General features: G+C 45.2%; 14 protein-coding genes and 2 pseudogenes. 4 read left to right on the top strand and 12 right to left on the bottom strand.

The genetic code is table 11. From position 1 onward, the window contains the following. Positions 1–9: 9 nt before the first annotated feature. A complete protein-coding gene (locus tag H6G17_RS07930) occupies positions 10–1,596 on the bottom strand; it encodes an NAD(P)H-quinone oxidoreductase subunit N (protein WP_192155895.1) in 1,587 nt (528 codons plus the stop codon). Positions 1,597–2,002: 406 nt separating this feature from the next. Between H6G17_RS07930 and H6G17_RS07925 the strand changes: the two genes are divergently transcribed. Next, positions 2,003–2,233, top strand: coding sequence for a hypothetical protein (locus H6G17_RS07925; protein WP_192155893.1), 231 nt, complete (start codon positions 2,003–2,005; stop codon positions 2,231–2,233). Positions 2,234–2,321: 88 nt separating this feature from the next. Here H6G17_RS07925 and H6G17_RS07920 read toward each other — a convergent pair whose 3' ends face one another. The 3 genes from H6G17_RS07920 to H6G17_RS07910 form a co-directional block, all read right to left on the bottom strand. Then, positions 2,322–2,603 carry an aspartyl protease family protein gene (locus H6G17_RS07920; RefSeq protein WP_192155891.1) on the bottom strand — a complete coding sequence of 94 codons (282 nt, stop codon included), beginning with the start codon at positions 2,601–2,603 and terminating at the stop codon, positions 2,322–2,324. Between the two features lie 86 nt (positions 2,604–2,689). Further along, the gene (locus H6G17_RS07915; protein ID WP_192155889.1) at positions 2,690–2,914 is read right to left on the bottom strand and encodes a hypothetical protein; all 225 of its coding nucleotides are present in this window, start codon (positions 2,912–2,914) and stop codon (positions 2,690–2,692) included. Between the two features lie 37 nt (positions 2,915–2,951). After that, positions 2,952–4,325, bottom strand: coding sequence for a hypothetical protein (locus tag H6G17_RS07910; RefSeq protein ID WP_199316587.1), 1,374 nt, complete (start codon positions 4,323–4,325; stop codon positions 2,952–2,954). Between H6G17_RS07910 and H6G17_RS07905 the strand changes: the two are divergent. Together H6G17_RS07905 and H6G17_RS07900 are read left to right on the top strand one after the other, a co-directional pair. Beyond that, positions 4,306–4,461 (top strand): annotated as a pseudogene (locus H6G17_RS07905) (CU044_2847 family protein); the annotation flags it as partial. The gene H6G17_RS07910 and the pseudogene H6G17_RS07905 overlap by 20 nt on opposite strands. 448 nt (positions 4,462–4,909) lie before the next feature. Continuing rightward, complete coding sequence (locus tag H6G17_RS07900) at positions 4,910–5,083, top strand: hypothetical protein (protein WP_192155885.1); 174 nt, start codon at positions 4,910–4,912, stop codon at positions 5,081–5,083. 132 nt (positions 5,084–5,215) lie between these two features. On the opposite strand, the gene H6G17_RS07895 is transcribed toward H6G17_RS07900, so the two are convergent. From H6G17_RS07895 to H6G17_RS07865, 7 genes are all read right to left on the bottom strand, one after another. Further along, positions 5,216–7,480, bottom strand: coding sequence for a cytochrome c peroxidase (locus H6G17_RS07895; RefSeq protein ID WP_192155883.1), 2,265 nt, complete (start codon positions 7,478–7,480; stop codon positions 5,216–5,218). A gap of 210 nt (positions 7,481–7,690) precedes the next feature. Further along, the gene (locus H6G17_RS07890; RefSeq protein ID WP_192155881.1) at positions 7,691–8,908 is read right to left on the bottom strand and encodes a mannosyltransferase family protein; all 1,218 of its coding nucleotides are present in this window, start codon (positions 8,906–8,908) and stop codon (positions 7,691–7,693) included. Between the two features lie 94 nt (positions 8,909–9,002). After that, positions 9,003–9,905 (bottom strand): ROK family protein, encoded by a 903-nt coding sequence (locus H6G17_RS07885; protein WP_192155879.1) that lies wholly within the window; start codon positions 9,903–9,905, stop codon positions 9,003–9,005. A gap of 45 nt (positions 9,906–9,950) precedes the next feature. Then, the gene (locus tag H6G17_RS07880) at positions 9,951–10,157 is read right to left on the bottom strand and encodes a hypothetical protein (protein WP_192155876.1); all 207 of its coding nucleotides are present in this window, start codon (positions 10,155–10,157) and stop codon (positions 9,951–9,953) included. Between the two features lie 186 nt (positions 10,158–10,343). Further along, positions 10,344–11,246 carry an ABC transporter permease gene (locus tag H6G17_RS07875; protein ID WP_192155874.1) on the bottom strand — a complete coding sequence of 301 codons (903 nt, stop codon included), beginning with the start codon at positions 11,244–11,246 and terminating at the stop codon, positions 10,344–10,346. A 189-nt stretch (positions 11,247–11,435) separates the two neighbouring features. After that, positions 11,436–12,065 carry a Holliday junction branch migration protein RuvA gene (gene ruvA, locus H6G17_RS07870; RefSeq protein ID WP_192155872.1) on the bottom strand — a complete coding sequence of 210 codons (630 nt, stop codon included), beginning with the start codon at positions 12,063–12,065 and terminating at the stop codon, positions 11,436–11,438. Further along, positions 12,062–12,808, bottom strand: a complete 747-nt coding sequence (locus H6G17_RS07865) for a sucrose-phosphate phosphatase (RefSeq protein WP_192155870.1) — start codon at positions 12,806–12,808, stop codon at positions 12,062–12,064. Before H6G17_RS07865 ends, ruvA begins: the two co-directional genes overlap by 4 nt. 124 nt (positions 12,809–12,932) lie before the next feature. On the opposite strand from H6G17_RS07865, the pseudogene H6G17_RS34555 reads away from it, so the two are divergent. Beyond that, positions 12,933–13,570, top strand: a pseudogene (locus H6G17_RS34555) (DUF4351 domain-containing protein). Between the two features lie 33 nt (positions 13,571–13,603). Here the strand turns inward: H6G17_RS34555 and H6G17_RS07855 are convergent. Beyond that, positions 13,604–16,813: a glycoside hydrolase family 15 protein gene (locus tag H6G17_RS07855; protein ID WP_192155868.1), complete on the bottom strand. Its 3,210-nt coding sequence runs from the start codon at positions 16,811–16,813 to the stop codon at positions 13,604–13,606. Between the last annotated feature and the right edge of the window lie 683 nt (positions 16,814–17,496).

Genomic DNA, 17,496 nt, shown 5'->3' with positions numbered 1-17,496 from the left:
AAGAAGCAATCAATTCCGATCGGTCAAACTAACTGCTGGCGGAGTTTTGGGCGTTGGTGCAAAGCTTTGCGCTCCTGCGGAGCTGATAATAATGGGTTGCAGGATCGCCGTATTGGCAATGGAATTATTTGCCAGCGTAAACAGTGGGTTAGAGAGAATTCCGGCTAGAGATGTCGCAATTAAAGAAAGTACGATGCCCACTTGTAGCGGACGCATCCCTGATAAAGTCCAGTTGATTTCGGGATAGTTTTTCACCACATCGGACATTTCCTGTGGTTCTTTGACCACCATCATCCTGACGACACGGATGTAGTAGTAAATTGAAACTACCGTGGTAACTAGTCCTAGCAATACCAATCCATACTGTCCGGCTTGCCAGCCAGCCCAGAACAAATAGATCTTGCCGAAGAAACCGGCTAATGGTGGAATACCTCCCAAAGACAGCAAGCAAATGCTGAGGCATAGAGTCAGCAAGGGATCTTTTTGATATAAACCTGAGTATTCGCTAATTTGGTCGGTTCCGGTGCGGAGAGAGAATAGAACGACGCAACAGAAGCCGCCCAGGTTCATGAACAGATATACCAACAGGTAAAATACCATACTGGCGTATCCTGCTTCCGTACCCGCAATTAAACCAATCATGACGAATCCGGCTTGGGCGATGGAAGAATAAGCCAACATCCGTTTCATGCTGGTCTGAGCTAGAGCAACGACGTTACCCAAAATCATACTCAGGACAGCGAGGGCGGTAAAGACAAACTTCCACTCGCTAGAAAGTAAGGGAAAAGCAGTAGAAAGAAGGCGAATGGCAAGGGCAAACCCAGCGGCTTTAGAACCTACAGATAAGAAAGCAATGACTGGAGTGGGCGCACCTTCATAAACGTCTGGAGTCCATTGATGGAAAGGTGCAGCGGAGATTTTGAAGCCAATTCCCGCAATGACGAAGACGAGGGAGATCGCCAGACCGAGAGACTGACCCGCGTTAGCTTGGACGATCCCTGTGGCGATCGCGCTCAGTTCGGTTTGTCCGCCCGATAGTCCGTAGAGTAAGGACACGCCGTAGAGGAAGACGGCTGTAGAGGAAGCACCAATCAATAGGTATTTCAGCGCCGCCTCGTTAGAACGGGGGTCGCGCTTGGTGTATCCCGTCAGTAGATAAGAGGAAATACTTAAAGACTCTAGAGAGATAAAAATCATCACTAGCTCGTTTGCTCCAGACAGGAACATTCCCCCCATTGTGGCAGTGAGCAAAATGACGAGAAACTCCGGCAAAGCAGTACCGCTTTTTTCGATGTAGGTAATCGACATCAAAATGGTGACAGCGGCAGAAAGGGCGATAATACCGCGAAAAACTATGCTCAGATCGTCACCGTTAAAGCCGCCCAAGAAAGCGATTGGATTGACAATATCCCATTGAAAATAGAGAGCGATTATGGAACCAAGCAGCCCTGCGATCGCTGCATAAGCAACCCAGCGCGAGGAACTCCGACCCACAATCAAGTCACCAATTAAAACCACCATGAGAGTAACGAGGACGATACTCTCTGGCAAAATCGTCCCAGCATTCAACTGGGTTGCAAGATTGGCTAAATCCATACTCTTTGTATCAGTTGCGATGTATCAGTTGCGATGTATCGGTTGCGATTATTAAGCATCAGGACTGAATGTGTTAGTTTTATTTTCTCTTAATCTGTCGCCCTTTCTGTCACGTCACCCCTGCTAATATTAGCGTTAACTGGGATTGAGGGTATAAGTTTTACTCGTTACATCAAGGCGAGTTAATGCATATCATTAGAAATTTTCTGGGTTTATTTTCCCGTTGTGCAAGTTGCTGCTTCAGAATAATGACTACATCAGTCAAGCCGATCGCGCCTCTTCCCTGGTAACTACAAAATGCGATCGCGTTTATCTCTGAAATTTAGAGGGTAATTACCAACGCGCAGCAAAGAATTCCTGCTTTAGAACGCAGTGTTGAAGAAATCAAGATTGAATGGAGCCTACCATGACTAGCCAGCCATCTATGCCCGATCCAGACAAAGTGAAGCAGACAGTTGCTAACTCGCGTCGCAGACGAATAGAGATGGAATTAGCTGGGTTGGAACTTGAAGAAGTTATCGCCAAATTAGAGCATTACAATCGTCAGCAGCAGATGCAACGGTTAAAACGGGTACTCAATGGTGACGCTACAGAATCGCAACCATTTAAACAGAATCCAGTTAAGGTTTCAAGTTAGCAATTTTTGTTGATAGCTTAGAAAGCGCGATCGCTGACTTACTCATCTTTATGGGTGAAAATCACTTTACCTTCAAATTTGCGAAATTCTATAGCAAATTGGTCAAAAATATCAGCTTGTCCCGTAATACGAGTAAAGTTGCTGTATAGGAGATTTCCAATTCGACAGGGAAAAGAGTACTTGCCAATAGTCTCTGGATTTGCCGATAATAAACAGGCGTACCCCCTCCAACTCCTTCAACAGCGTATAGTTCCTCTGGAGTAGGCGATCGCAACCCTAACTCTTGGGCAACTTGGGGATCGACAAGAGTAATATCTGCACCAGAATCAACGATTAGATCTATAGTTACTGAGTCAGTGGAGCTAGCCATTCGCACTCTAGCCACAGGACGAAGTGAGTCGCCCAGGTAGAGAGTTGAGAATAGTAGATATTGAAATTCAATGCTCAAGCTGTCGCTCAATTAGGTGGGACGCAAATAATAACTGGCTCTTTGCCTTGTTCTCGATAATGCTTTTGAATTGCTTTAAAGTCAATCTCTCCTAAAATTCCTAAGAATTGGTCATCAACTACAACCATGTTTTTCCCGCGATACTGGGCAATGAGTTCGGGGTGATTGTAGGGAAAGGGCGCTTTGGCAAGCACTGTTTTTTTCTGTTCCAGTGACAAGTTGCTGATGTCCATAGCGATCGCTAATTTGAAGCAAAGAAGTGATTATATTTTAGTAGCGTTCGCTCCTTTCCCTTGATAACGACAAAGTGCGATCGCGCCACTCTTCAGCCGCCGCTTCAATTTTGCGCTTTTGCCTGAGTTTATCGCGGTTTTCCTCAATCCAACCGCGTAACAACGACCAATGCCGGATCAAAGCTTCATGGGCAATATCTACTACAGCAACTCGTTTTGGTGGCGATCCCTTTTCCACTAATTCGCTAGTCACGACTAATTTGGCATCTGCTAGCTTTTGGATTATCTGCTCTACAAAGGCTTCTGATTGCTCCGCAGTCACTAAATTTCTTTTCAAAACCTGGCGGCGCGTGTCTTCAGTACCCTCGCCTAACTGCGTCAGCTCTATAAAAATTCCCTTTGCTGCCTGTTGCTCCTGTGGTAAGAGCGATTCATAAACTTCTGTGGCGCGTTTTTGCAGCGTTCCCTTCACCCTTCCCAACCGCGTATAGGCTGAAAGTGTTAATCGTTCTACAGTGCGCTGTTGCCAAAGTTCCGTTAAAGTATACTCCAACAAAGGCAAGCTACCAGGGGAGTCTTTCACATCTGCAATCATTTCGGTGATAAGTTCCCGCTCTACTTCCAAACCTACCTTTTTGGCTGGCTCGATAATCGCTTGCTCTAGCTCTGACTCACTCATAGGTGTTACCGTCACCAGATGCTCTTGAATTGTGGCAGCTAGTCCGGCATACTCTTGTTCGGCGCACTTGCCAAAGAAATCTGCCCGCATACTGATAACTAGGCAGAATTTCTTATCCAATGGCTGTAACGCACCTAAAATACACTCCAAAAATCGCTGCCGTTCGTTATTGTCTTGACATAGGGTAAAAACTTCTTCAAACTGATCGACGACCAGCACTACGCGATTCGGATCGGCAGTCACTAAATGTCCTAATCCCTCAGCGCCCCTTACTATCAACTCCTCTGCCTTAGCCAACTGGATAGCGCGTTCGACAGATGAAGCTTGTGAATCGACAAATTCTAAAGCTAACTTCTGAAGCGGACGATCGCCCGGTCTGAAAATATGGATTGAAGTGCGATCGCTACCCGATAACCGTCGCCCCAACTTCAACTGATACAGCAACCCTGCTCTCACAACCGAAGATTTACCACTTCCCGACGCACCCAATACAGCTAGACAATTTCCTTGGCGTACCTTTTCCAGCAATTGGTCGGTCAGAGTTGTGCGTCCGTAGAAATATTGAGCATCTTGATCGTTACAGTCAAAATATTGCAGCCCCTTGTAAGGACAAATACCTCCCTTAATGCGATCGCCTAACTCTACTTTTGTGCCTGTGAGGATAATTTCCCCACCAGAGTTGGCATGAAGGTAATTCTGGAGAGCCGAGCTTAAACAAATGGCGATCGCCAACGTAGATAAAGTTACTCTAGAATTTGGGATCAAAGTTGCTGGCGAAGCAGGTATTCCTTACGTCACCAAAGGTACTACTCAAAGCAACCTAAAAATTACAGTGGAATGCTCTTTTCCTAAAACTGATAATGCTTGATGATTAATTTGGATAGATTAATGCGTCTCAATAGACCAAAAAATAATACAATTCTTAAGTCCCAAGCTGCACTATGATAATATTGGCTAACAAAAATATGTAAATGTCCGTTCCACCAGAAATCGTTATTATTGTTGACCAACTCAATCGAGAATTGGCTCAGATTGAACAAGAAGCAACAGCAGGAGTAAGTCTTATCAGAATCTTTACTGTCGCGTTTTCCAGACAATATTAGACTGATTCAGTTTTCCACAACTTTTAATAACGCTTTACTATTTGTAGAGATTTCTAGAAGACGAATACAAGCGACTGTAGATCGCCTTTTAGCTCCAGATATTTTAGATGCAGAAATTCAAGAGGTTGGGGAAGATTTAGGAACTTTGATGGGACGAGTAATAGAAGTTAAGATCGGTGGCAGGCGAATCTTGAGTATTTTGGAACAAATGCAATGAGAGAATTACCAGATGAAAAAAAGCTGAATGAACTTATTGAACTTGCTGAAGATTTTGAACAAAAAGCTAAAGAACTTTACGAAGTAGCCACTGAAATAGACGAAAAGTGGCGCACTCGCTTGAAATCGAGACGTAAGCTCGTAATATCTCAAACTGACAATAATATTTAGTTTGGGAAATGGCGATCGCTCATCCAGACTTACCAATTTTAGTTATCATATTTTGAAATAAAAAAGCCCGATTTTTCGGGCTGGACGATCGTAAATTTAGTAGAGACGTTACATGTAACGTCTCTACATCGGTCACTGACTCAACGTTGTCCCCGTCGTAGAGAAATTCGATAGAAAATCTGGAATCGGATTGCCTCCATTACGTCCCACAGCAGAAATTTCTAGCAATTGGTCTGTGGCTTGTCCTTTACCATCATTAATTACAGCATTTTGGTTGCCTGGGTGTCCATTGGGAACAAATAACTGTGGATGGTCGAAGGGCGCTCTTTGAAAGCGAACTCGCTCGTCGGTTAGTCCTCGTAGAAAGGCGACGAACGCTTGTTTTTCATTATTGGTCAAATTCAGCACTGGCAAACCGCCAAAATCTCCACCGCGACTGTAAAAATCTATGACTTGCTCTAAAGTCAAAGTTCCGCCGTTGTGGAAATAGGGAGCGGTGAGTTCTATATTTCGCAGTCCTGGGGTTTTGAAGGCTCCATTCGCCAGGATGGTATCGCTGGGACTGAGGGGTGGATCGAGCGTGGGTGGATTTTCTCCCAATAGTTGCGAGAATTTCCCTTGCTGTGCCAACCTTGCCTCAGAGAGTGAATTACCAAACCCATCATCAGCGCCTAAAGCAATGTCTTCCTGTGGGGGTCTAACTCCAATGGCAAAAAATCCCGTGTCTTCTACAGGTGTCCCTGGAATCGGCGCTCTACCAATCCTGCCACGACCAGCAACATTACGAAACGAAGCCGCAGTGAGTTCTGTACTTGCATGACAGCCAATACAACCCCTTCTGGTGAAAAGCTGCCATCCCTGCTGTTGCTGCGGGGTAAAAGCACTGCGGTTTCCTGCTAAGAATTGATCGAAGGGCGTTTGGCTGGAAACTAGAGTAGATTCATAGGCTTGAACTGCTAATCCAAAGAATAGCGAGAAATTGTATTCTGCCAGCGTATACTCGATTGTTGATAGAGGGCGATTTCGCGGTCGGCGATAAAATCTCCGCCTACCCGTATTCGGATTGACGCGAATCACCATGTTGGAGTCCCACCACTGGGGTTGGAAAGCTTCTTGAATCATCTGCTCGTAGGTTTTGTTTAAACCTGGCTGAGGTGCTTTACTGAAAGCACCTAAAACGCTGTCATTGCCAGCGACGAGCTGTTTTGCTAAAGGTGGTAAAGCAAGGAGTTTTTTACCTGCCTTTCTCCCTATTCTCCTGATGATTCTCCGGCGGGTTGATTGTGCTGTCGTATCATTGCTTTCGGCGATCGCATCTGTTGAGGCGGCGATATCAGCACTGTTACTATCGACTAAATTACCGTTAGTATCTCTCACCCTCACGGTGTTATCCGTATCAGATAAATCGATGACTAATGGTGCGATTGGCAAATCTTCAGCTGCTGTCTCAACTGCTGTGGTTATTGGTGCTACGGCTTGGGAAGCCAAAGACGAATTTTTGATTCTGACTGGCACATCCCGCAAGCGCCTGCGGTTAGTGGCTTGTAAGACTAAAGCTTCTGGGTTTCTCAATCCAGAGCGATCGACTCCATTAAATATATTTTGGGCGCTGCCGTCCCAGAAGTTACGGAAGTTAAAGACTGCATCGATGACAGTTGGGGAGTGACGATCTGTGACGCGCCGCGTGTTGATACCTTGGACTCTGAAAATATCATCTGGCTGCGGCGTGACGTTATCTTTATCGCTTCCAGGCACGATATCGACAAAATTAGCTCGAAATACCCCTTGGGAGCCTGCAATATCATTGCTGTCAGATATAACCCTAGAGGCTATATTATTGGGATCTTCTAGCTGATGAAAGGGAAAATCTGCCGCTGTTAATTGATAATTAGGTGCGCCAGCAAGATTAAATACGCGATCGCCTGCTTTTAATCCTGGGTTGATTTGGTTTTTCGAGCGGCTGTCTGCACCTGCTTTAAAGTGGCAAGTCGCACAAGTAACATTACCATCTGTACCGAGTTGCATATCCCAGAATAAAGTTTTTCCCAAAGCGATCGCGGCGGTTTTATTGCGAATAAATTCGCCGATATTATCGGGTTCGGGAATGGATATTTGGTTTAAAGGTACGATTGGCGGACTACCAACTTGTGCTGATACAGTATGTCCGGTTAAGACTGTAAAAATCACAAGTAGGGCGATCGTAATACTAGTTTTGAGTTTTCTCGATAGCTTATTTCCTCCGAATTGCCGAGCTAAAAATGAGGTAAAAAAGCGAATACCAGCCAAAAAAATAGCTGTTAGCTTAGCAAAAAAACGAGTCATAAAACGATAGAAAACTGTTTCATTTTCTTTGTTCGATAACTCGTTTGGCGGTTTATGCTTCAAACCATGACTCATGGCAAAATTCCCTTTGTTGGTTTGAGTAGAGATAAAATCTCTGCTTCCACAAAACAACATTGGTTGACTCAATTACTGAAAATCGTAATATTTTGTCATTTGTCGCTGGTAATTGGTAGTTGGTAATTGGTAATCGGTAATTGGTAATCGGTAGTTGGTAATTGGTAGTTGCCACTCTGCTCCCTGATAACTGATAACTGATAACTGATTTCAGGCTACCCACAGTTCTTGGGCAAATCTGACTGAGAATAAAATCAGCAAAATGGTGAAAAAACCTAACGTGATGTATCCCCAACGTGGATGGCGGGAGAGTAATAAACTAAGTGCAATTGGTAACGAGATGATTCCGTAAACTAACCGAGTCAATGACCAAGTACTACCAGAAACAAGTAACAATCCTAAACCACAAAAACCATAGGCGATCGCTATAGTCGTAAGTTGGTGGCGCATATGCCATAACAAGTAAATCCCACCTAAAACGGCAACTGTATTCAGCAACGGATCGCCTGCTAACAGCCACAAAGCCAAAACGAGTACGCAAAAACCATAGCCTACCTTAACTGGATTGAATCGGCTACGCCAGCGCCAAAGACAATAAGCCAACGCAATTATCGCGATAAACAACAACGGATGCAGTGGATCTTCGATCCTTCCAGATTTCCAGTTGGCAGTGCCGACAACAACTTGCATCAGCATCTTCCACCAACCTTGTACGTCAACCCCTAGCGATCGCTTCCATTCCTGTTGAGCGCGTCCGAAAGCCAGCCAATCGCCTAAATAAATCCTACAGTAGAGGCTGTAGAGTAATAGACCGCTGCCAGCTGCCAAGCTAGCAAGATAGGCGATCGATTGGCGGCGTTCTTTCCACGCAGTAATAATTAAGGCAGGCACGATCGCAATTCCAGTTGGGCGAGTCGCCGTTGCCAACATCCCCCACAGCGCCACCCCAGGATACTGCTTAAATTCAAAAGCGCGTAAAGTTGCCGTACTACAGAGTAAATATAGCCCTTCGGTATAGACTACCGTACCAAACACCGACAGCGGACACCAAGCTAACACGGCTGCACTCCACCGTGCCGCATTTGTTCCATACTGCCGAGCCATCCAATTAGCTAGTAATAATAGCGCTCCTAAAAACGCCAAATTATTTACTAATACCCCCGCCACTTCTGCTGATAACCCCAGCAGCATCAAAGCACGGATACACAGAGGAAACAACGGAAAAAAAGCAACATTGTCTCCCGCATAACCAGAAGTTGCAATCTGTTGATAAAAGACGCTATCCCAATGAGAAAATACTCCCCAACCAAAATTAGGAATAACGCCTCCTGGTGGTTTTGGTAGTGCAGGTGCAATGAATAACATCGCTACTGCTACCACCGAGCGGCTCAGCAGCCACATATAAGTAGTAAATCTTAGCTCTCTCATTCAGTTATCAGTTATCAGGGAGCAGGGAGCAGGGGGCAGGGGAGCAGAGGGGCAGGGGAGCAGAGGGGCAGGGGAGCAGAGGGGCAATTACCAACTACCAATTACCAGCTACCTTTGTCAAAGCCAATTTAGCCGCTCCCACGATTCCGGCTTGATTGCCTAATTCGGCGCAGACTAACTGCAAACCCTCGCGGGAACAGGGTTCAACTCGACGCTCGATTTCAGCCCATGTTGCAGGAAAGAAAAACTCCGCACACGCACACGCACCACCACCGATCGCCACTGCTTCTGGCGATAGCACGTAGACTAGGCTTGCCAACCCTGCTCCTAAATCCTTACCATATTCCGACCAAAATTGCAAAGCTGCAAGATCTCCAGCTTCAGCCAAAGCACCTAACTCGGCTGGTTCCTTGCCCGTGCGCCGCCGAATTGCCGTCACCGAAACGTATTGTTCTAAAGAGCCTTGATTGCCACTTTTACAGGGTGGACCATCGGGTTTCAAAGTAATTAATCCCAGTTCCCCAGCCGCGCCGCGATGTCCGATAAATAACTCGCCATCAAGGATAATCGCTCCACCGACACCCGTACCGATAGTCAGTAAAATAAAGTGTTTAAATTTACGTCCAACTCCCAACCATGCTTCCCCTACACCCGCACAGTTAGCATCGTTAGCCACAATTGTTGGTAAACCCGTTTTTGCTTCTAACCAATCGGCTAAAGGAACGTTGTACCAGTCGGGAAGATTAATCGCAACTTTCGCAATTCGCCCCGCCGCATCAGCGGGACCGGGAGTTCCGACACCAATCGCCACTCCTTGCCGTTGCGGATCGACTTGAGCGATCGCCTTTACCATTACCAATAATACCGCTGCTGGCGTAGCTGGTTGGGGTGTAGGCACGGTTAAAGACTGCACGCAAGTCCCATCCGGTAAAAATCGCCCTAACTTAATTGCCGATCCGCCCAAATCGATCCCGATGACTTGATGGTCATTTATCATTTGTTGTTAGCTGACGTTAACTGATAACTGGTCACTGGTCACTGGTCACCGATTTTGCTGCCAGTTGCGATCGCAATATCTATTTTGTTTATTTTGACCGAGCGATCGCTGTAGAGTTGTGCCATGAGACACTCCTACATTTGGCTGCGATTTCAAAGCCGTTACGGGTGCGGCATGAATAATACTTGCAGCGGCAAGCGAAAGCATCAAACCACCAGCAGCAGCAGCAACTAAAGATATCGGATCTTTCATCGTCTTTACTTTTTCAAACAAGGCTTTTCAAAGATAACCGATGAACGGGGTGTGGAGTGTAGGGTGTGGGGGGCCAGTGCGGTCTTGGGGGTGGCGCTATCGCGGACTTCGTCGCCCCCCACGAGCAACTGGCGTTGTGAGGTGTTTGATTTAATTCCGAATTCCGAATTCCGAATTCCGAATTCATTATGGTGGTGTTTGACTCCAACTGTCTCTGCGCAAACGGGGGTTGATAAATTCGTTTAAGCCTTCACCCAGTAAAGACAATCCTACAACCATTAGTGTCATGCCTAAGCCAGGAAAAAGCGCCGTCCACCATACTCCTGTTGGCAGTGCTTCGAGGGCAAGACGCAGATCGTGACCCCATTCTGGTGTTTCTTCTGGCAGTCCTAAGCCTAAAAAACCTAAGCCTCCCAGCGTTAAAATGGCATCGGCAGCATTGAGAGTGAATAATACTGGTACGCTCTGCACGACGTTGAAAAAGAGGTATCGAGTCAGAATTCTTCCGGTGGAGGCTCCCATAGCTTGGGCAGCTTCGACAAATAATTCGGTTTTGACGCTAACGGTGTGGTTGCGGACAACGCGGTAATATTGGGGAATATAGGCGATACTGATGGCGATCGCAGCATTTAATATTCCTCTACCGACGACAAAGGCTAGCGTTACCGAGAGTAACAGTCCTGGTAGCGTGTAGATCGTGTCCATGAAAAATAACAATACGCGATCGAGTTTGCCACCGAGATAGCCACTGACTAAACCTAAAGGTACGCCAATAATTAAACCAAAGGCTGTGGCTAATACCACCACTTGCAACGCCGCTTGGCTGCCGTATAGCGTGCGCGAAAATACGTCATAACCTTGGCGCGTCGTGCCAAACAAATACTTGAGGGAAGGTGAATTGTGAATTGGGTTAATCAGAGATTCTGTAGGGTTTTGAATCCATCCCCAAGTTTGAAATACGGGAGCGAGTAATGCTATGCCTAAGAAAATCAGGGTAATTGCTAAGCCGATAGCTGTCAGTTGTAAGGATAGACTAGGACGACCAGAAAATCGAATCAATCTGGGAAGTTGACGTTTTGCCACACTCATGCATGTTTGCCCTAACAGGAGCGATACGCAGACTATTGTTACCTAAAACGAGGCGAGAGGCGAGTGGTTGGTAATTGGTAATTGGGTGGTGCGTGAAGTGTGGGAAGACACTCGAAGAATATTTCTCCCCGCTCTCCCTTGTCCCCCTTGTCCCCCTGCTCCCTGCTCCCTACTCCCTGCTCCCTCTTATCACTGGCTACTCAACCAAGTCATCGCCTGTTTCATCCATTCTTCGGGGCTGGCGTTTTTCGGTACGAGGGCGTTTTGACTGACAGCTGTTAGTGCCTGAGAAATTTCGCTGGGGCTGTAGCCGACGGCGAGGAGTGCGGCTTGCACTTCTTCTAAAATATTTGGGGCTAAGGGTATGGCGGCTGTGGTTGTGGCAAGTCCAGCTGTTTGACTCCAACTGACTAATTTGCTTTTCAGTTCTAAACAAATGCGTTCGGCAGTTTTGCCACCCACACCAGGGGTTTGTAGTAGGAGTTGGGTATTGTTGCTGACGATCGCCTGTACCAGATCGGAGATATCAAAAGTATCTAATAAAGCGATCGCTAGTGCCGCACCAATGCCGCTAACGCCGATTAACAAGCGAAATAAGTCTCGTTGTACGCTAGAACCAAAGCCGTACAGTGATGGCTGTTCTTCCCGCACTTGGAGATGGGTAAAGATTTGTGTCTGTTCGCCAGCAGTTAGTTCCTGCGATAGTCGGGCGGGAATTTGCATTTCATAGCCGCAAGCGTTCACCTCTAGAATCAGGATGACGCGATTGCTGCTACTTTTGACAATGCTGGCAACTGTACCCTTGAGATAGCTAATCATCCCAAAAAACCGAAATGACCTAAGCCCTCTAGGATACCACCTGCACAGGCGGCTTGGGCTAAGTAGCGATCGCCACCTGGATTGGCTTCGTGCCATTCTAGTAATTCAGAACTGGCATTACCGACGATAATTCCTTTGGTTTCCCTGGTGGCGAACATGGAAATATCGTTACCAGAGTCGCCGCACACGACTGTTTTTTCTGAGGAAACTTGCCAAGTTGAACGTAAAAACTTGACTGCTAAGCCTTTATCACCGCGTAAGGGCAGAATATCTAAATCGGTTCCGGTACTGTAGATTAATTTGACTTCTAAGCCTTGCTGTTTCAAGGTAGAATCAAGCTGGGGTAACAGTTCTGCTGCTACAGTTCGAGCTAGGTGAAAGCTGACTTTATAAGGACGCTGTTCAGAATCTGCTTGTAGCGTCAGATCGGCAAAATGAGCTGCGATCGCTAAAATTTTATCTCGATCCCAGCCTAGATCGAGTTGTTCCGACCAAGCCGTATCAGGGTTATCGATCCCGTCAAGATAAATTTCTGTCCCCACTGACGCAACCAACGCATCGGGGGAGATCAAATTTTTTTCCTGTTGCAATTCTTGATATAGTATGGGCGATCGCCCTGTTGCATAAACAATCTTCGTGCCGTGTACGTGGCGATGATAACTTAGTTTTTGGTTTAGTTCTGATAAGGCGCGATCGTCACCTACGAGGGTGTTATCTAAGTCGGTTACGAAGAGAAATTTCACAACTACCTCTTATACCAGCTACTCCATCAAATAGTTTAGGACTAAGTGGCGATCGATCCTATCTGCTACAAGTATCGATCCGAGTTCTGACACAATAGAAAGGGCAATAAAAGTGTAAATAACTTTGAATTACGACAATATTTGTAAATATTTAGCCGAGCAATATCCAGCTAGTTTTGTTCGTTGGTTATTTTCAGAACCAATATCCACAGAAATTCAAGTCCTCAAAACAGAATTGAGTCTAGAATCGAACAATTCTCCACGCCTAACACCCGCCATCGCTACCGAGTTATCAGGATGTGGGAGCAAGACCCTACTCCATTATTAGCAGACAATGCCCTACTACCACTAGCTGTTTTAGCACAGGCGAACTCACCTAGAACCTTATTAGAGCAAGTTGCGACCCAAGTAGATAATATTGAATTAACAGAGAGAGGGCGAAATGTTTCAGCCTGCGTATAGCTACTAGCAGGGCTAAGATTTGAGCAGAATTTAATTCAACAACTATTTCGAGAGGAAATTATGCATGAGTCTGTCATTTACCAAGACATTATTCAAAAGGGCATACAACAAGGTAAGCGGGAAGGAGAATTAGCAGTTGTATTACGCTTGCTTACCCGTCGCCTTGGGACGATAGAACCTGAAGTCCAAGAACGCTTGCGCAGCTTAACTACTACTCAGTTAGAAAATTTAGCAGAAGCACTATTAGATTTCTCTAATTCTGATGATTTAACTAACTGGTTGCAGAGTCAAGGAAGCTAAGCAAATCTACTTTCTGCCGTCTGCCTTCTTCTGCTATGCTGCTTGAGATTGCCCAAATTCGGATAAGAATCGGAATGCTTTCACGACAGCACTAGCGCATTCTCTGGGTGAGGAATTATAAAAAGCACGCCATGCAGATGCTTTAAATTCATCGTAACGGTCTGCTTTTTCAGGGAAATGTTCTAACCAAGCTAAACGCACGGCATGACCGATTAATACATCTAAGACGATGTATTCTTCTATTTGTAAATTGGGATTGCGATCGCAAATTGCTGCTAATTCCATTAGCGTTTCAATATTAACTTGTCGATATTCTGGGGCTTCAATTTTATTGAGTAAATGCTCGACTCGCAGGGCAAAGTTTTTCTCTCCTGATGTCATTTCTGCTAAAATTAACTCGCTATCCAAACGATTGCGACGTTCTAATTTATCGCCAATAATCACGCCTTTAGAGTGTTTCATTAACCGCCAAACTCGTTGGAAAAAGTCTTGAGGAACGCGGTTCATCGCCCCATCCCAGTGTCGCTGCTGTTGCCAGCCACTCAAAGGAACAAAGCCTTCATCTGTGGTTTCAGGCAGTACTACCCATTCAATATCGCTTTCTGGCTGTTTGACGTGTAGCGATTCTCGTTGACGCAAGACTTGATTCATCCCCTCATAACCAATTAAAACTTGGCGCAGGCGCATTTTTACTTCAAATGGGGATAGTTGCATCAAATGTTCGTAGGCTTCATCTTGAGTTAGCCCTAATTCTTGTCCTAATTCGCTGGTAATTAATAGAATTAAATAACCAACCCGCAATGTCAGCAATCCCTTAAATAAGTGGGGTTCAGTACGAATCAATACCCCTAAATAGTTAAGCATTTCTTGAGTCAAAACGCGATCGCGAATATCTTCGCCACAAAACTGGTCGATTTTTTCCCCAATTTCCTGATTGGACATTGGTTGGGTAATCAAGGAAGCCTCGCTGTAAGACTTACCTACGGCAATTTGTTTTTGCCTGACTAGAATTGATGTCACCTCGTCTGAAAGCGACACGTCTATCATCCGTCGCAGTCCTGCGGCGCGGCGTACAATTGTCCACAAGCACAGATTTCCCGCCTTGGTATAAACTTCATCCAATAAATTGTCAACCGTCACTCGTCCAGTGCCAAAACCACTATCAAAATCTAAGCCGCGTAAGCGATACAACGTCTGCAATAACTCAATTTGTTCGTAGAGATTGTCTGAAGCCCGTAATTGTCCTAACAACAGACTGAGATTGGTTTCGCATTCTAGCTGAAATTCTTGAATAATCCCTAGAGGCAAGTTTTTTTCGGGATGAAACGTTAAATAATAGTTGCGTTGTGCGGTTTTGTTAACTGCTAAGCAAGTAAAATCTAACTCATGCAAGAAATCAATCCGTTCTGTTTTTGCCGTTAGCATCAACTGTTGCAATCGTCCCAGCTTAACGTGAACGCTGTTGCATACACCGCTTCTGAGTTCTTCCATCAACGGTAATAACGCCTCTTTCTCCGTTTCTAGCATGGTATGAGTTAACATCAGCGTTACTGTCGGTCGTCCTAAATCGCTCCAATGATGTTTAATGTATGCAAGTTCGCTTTTGAGTCGTGCGACTAGAAAGTGGTAATCGAGAGTGAGATAAAATTGTTGGGGATCGAGGAAAGAAGGTAAAAACACCACGGTTTCATCGCGAATCCGAAAGATTCTCGAAGTCGTTAAACTCCGCAAGCGTCTAATTGGTCTTCCTGTCAAACCTAATTTGTCGTTGCGTCCAATTTGGGTGTAAACAGTTGATAGTTCTCCTGCTTGGCGGACTTGAATTGGTTCTACTTGTGATGGCGTTTGGGTTTCAATACCGTAAACTGCTAGTTTTGCTTGTAAATCTTCATCTTCTGCAAGTAAGGCAATTTGTACCATTGCTTCTTGGCGACGACCGATGTTTAGATGTTTTCCTAAAGGATCGATATCGCCAATTGAGACTAGCCCTTCACTCAACATTTGACCGAGAAAATACAGGCTTTGCGCCCAAACTAAGGGGACATTCTCATTTGGTAGACGAGTTTGAGTTTGGGGGTTTGCCCTTTCTGCGGCAATGTTTTCCTGCGGGACGTAGTACAACTCTGGCAATAGTTTCACGCCATCTCGTTCTACGACAATCTTTTCCAAGTATTCCTGATATGCTTGAACTTGGGTGCGATCGCCTCTAAATATTCCATCTAGTAATAAATAGGTGAAAAATAAGGGCCACTCGCATTCGATATGTTCAAATTGCTTCAGTTCCCGCGGTTCGTAATGCAGGCGGTTGGTGTCTTCCAACACCGTTTGATGTCCGTCGCGTAAAAATCGCTTGCAACCGTAGTTTCCTTGGAGTTTAGTAATAATGTCATTGCGGGTGCGTTCTAGCAAGCGGCGATCCTCTACAGCAAATGCAGGATAACCGATAACGCTTAATACGGCTGCATCAACTTCTTTAGACGCAGATTCCCTCGGTAACAAATTTTCTAACGTAATGCGGGCGCGGGCAATTTCATCGGGTAAAACGTGAATTACCGATGCTTGACTTCCCCCAACTCCAAATAAATCTAGTCCGTTCATGGCTTCTAAGGCTGCTTTTGCCATTCCCACAGAACTAGCATTCAATTCGGCATTACCGTGATTGATTTTGTTTCCCCGTTCCCAAATCCCAAAGTCTGGGGTACGGTAGGTGCGTCCAATATAATAAACCAAATTTTGCACGAAGTTTACTTCGTCGATGGTGTAGACGACGTGCAACCCCGAAGCTGTCATTTGTGCCAGCATCAATAAAAATAGAGAAGTGGCATCGAGTTGTAGATGTCCCCACTCACCATCGCCGACAACAATATCACCCGTTTGAGTATTGTACTTGGCGTGCAAGGCATCTAGGGCAGCTTGAGTGTGTTTGAAGCTTTCTACTTTGGTGGCTTGGCGCATCATCGCAAATAACAAGCCTCGCATCAGCTTCACAACGCTGTGTTCTAATTCGTAGGTACGTCCTTTGTCGGGATCGACTTTACGATATGCTAGCGCCAGACCCCAGACCGCTAAAATACTGTAGACGTTATCTCGTACCCAGGCATCGGTATAATCTCCGTGGGCAGTGATGGCAGTACTGGCAGGTAGCAAGCCAGAAATCGGATTTTGCCGAGATAAAATAATGGTTTTAATCTGATGGTAATAATAGTCCAGTCGTGCGGGTAACTGAGCGGCAGTTTTATACATACTGAAGTTTGACTGTTTCGGGAATCAAGCGGTTGCGTGGTGAAGCTATCTACGGAAAAGCAAAGATCGCTACATTTCATCCTTTAGGAGTAGATCGACCAAAGTAGAAGAACGATAAGCTCATTTAAGATTTTGTTCGTATTCTACTGGAAATCTCACCGTACCACTGAATCGCGTTAGCGAAGCTGAACGAAGTTATCGCCACTATCAAACGAAAATTTATTGTAATCTTCATCAAATCTCCACTCTGCGATCGCGCATTTTTGCCAAATCTTTAACGACTCAAAGCTACAGACTTATCAGCATTTTTACTGAATATGTAACTTTGTATTGTCTTTTTTTATACCATCAGTTTTACAGAATCAACAGGCAGCTAATCGATTTTTAGCGTCATCTCGTGCATGAATGTACAAAAATGAACGCGATCGTTTTCAAAATATTGATTCTCAATGTTGTGAATAAATTCAAAGAAGGCGAGTATCGGCTTTCTAATATTCAGTAATTAATTATACAAACATCAATCTTCCTCTAGAGATAGTATGAAAAACCTGAATTTAGTACTCGGTTGTCCAGTCGAGTATTAAAAGATACCAAAAAGCCTGACTTCGAGGATGACATAACAAACTATATTTTTGCTGTTGAATAATAATTGCTTTACTTTATCTTTAAAATTATAGAGGTAG

Origin of the sequence: Chroococcidiopsis sp. [FACHB-1243] (assembly GCF_014696895.1) — a bacterium.
Lineage (GTDB): Bacteria > Cyanobacteriota > Cyanobacteriia > Cyanobacteriales > Chroococcidiopsidaceae > Chroococcidiopsis.
This window is presented reverse-complemented; position numbering and strand designations above follow the sequence as displayed.

Excerpts from the sequence above, each read along its gene's own strand:
- H6G17_RS07890 (WP_192155881.1), bottom strand. The coding sequence starts at position 8,908 with ATGAGAGAGCTAAGATTTACTACTTATATGTGGCTGCTGAGCCGCTCG.
- H6G17_RS07915 (WP_192155889.1), bottom strand. The coding sequence starts at position 2,914 with ATGGACATCAGCAACTTGTCACTGGAACAGAAAAAAACAGTGCTTGCC.
- H6G17_RS07880 (WP_192155876.1), bottom strand. The coding sequence starts at position 10,157 with ATGAAAGATCCGATATCTTTAGTTGCTGCTGCTGCTGGTGGTTTGATG.
- ruvA (WP_192155872.1), bottom strand. The coding sequence starts at position 12,065 with ATGATTAGCTATCTCAAGGGTACAGTTGCCAGCATTGTCAAAAGTAGC.
- H6G17_RS07885 (WP_192155879.1), bottom strand. The coding sequence starts at position 9,905 with ATGATAAATGACCATCAAGTCATCGGGATCGATTTGGGCGGATCGGCA.
- H6G17_RS07900 (WP_192155885.1), top strand. The coding sequence starts at position 4,910 with ATGAGAGAATTACCAGATGAAAAAAAGCTGAATGAACTTATTGAACTT.
- H6G17_RS07875 (WP_192155874.1), bottom strand. The coding sequence starts at position 11,246 with ATGAGTGTGGCAAAACGTCAACTTCCCAGATTGATTCGATTTTCTGGT.
- H6G17_RS07920 (WP_192155891.1), bottom strand. The coding sequence starts at position 2,603 with ATGGCTAGCTCCACTGACTCAGTAACTATAGATCTAATCGTTGATTCT.
- H6G17_RS07930 (WP_192155895.1), bottom strand. The coding sequence starts at position 1,596 with ATGGATTTAGCCAATCTTGCAACCCAGTTGAATGCTGGGACGATTTTG.
- H6G17_RS07895 (WP_192155883.1), bottom strand. The coding sequence starts at position 7,480 with ATGAGTCATGGTTTGAAGCATAAACCGCCAAACGAGTTATCGAACAAA.
- H6G17_RS07925 (WP_192155893.1), top strand. The coding sequence starts at position 2,003 with ATGACTAGCCAGCCATCTATGCCCGATCCAGACAAAGTGAAGCAGACA.
- H6G17_RS07855 (WP_192155868.1), bottom strand. The coding sequence starts at position 16,813 with ATGTATAAAACTGCCGCTCAGTTACCCGCACGACTGGACTATTATTAC.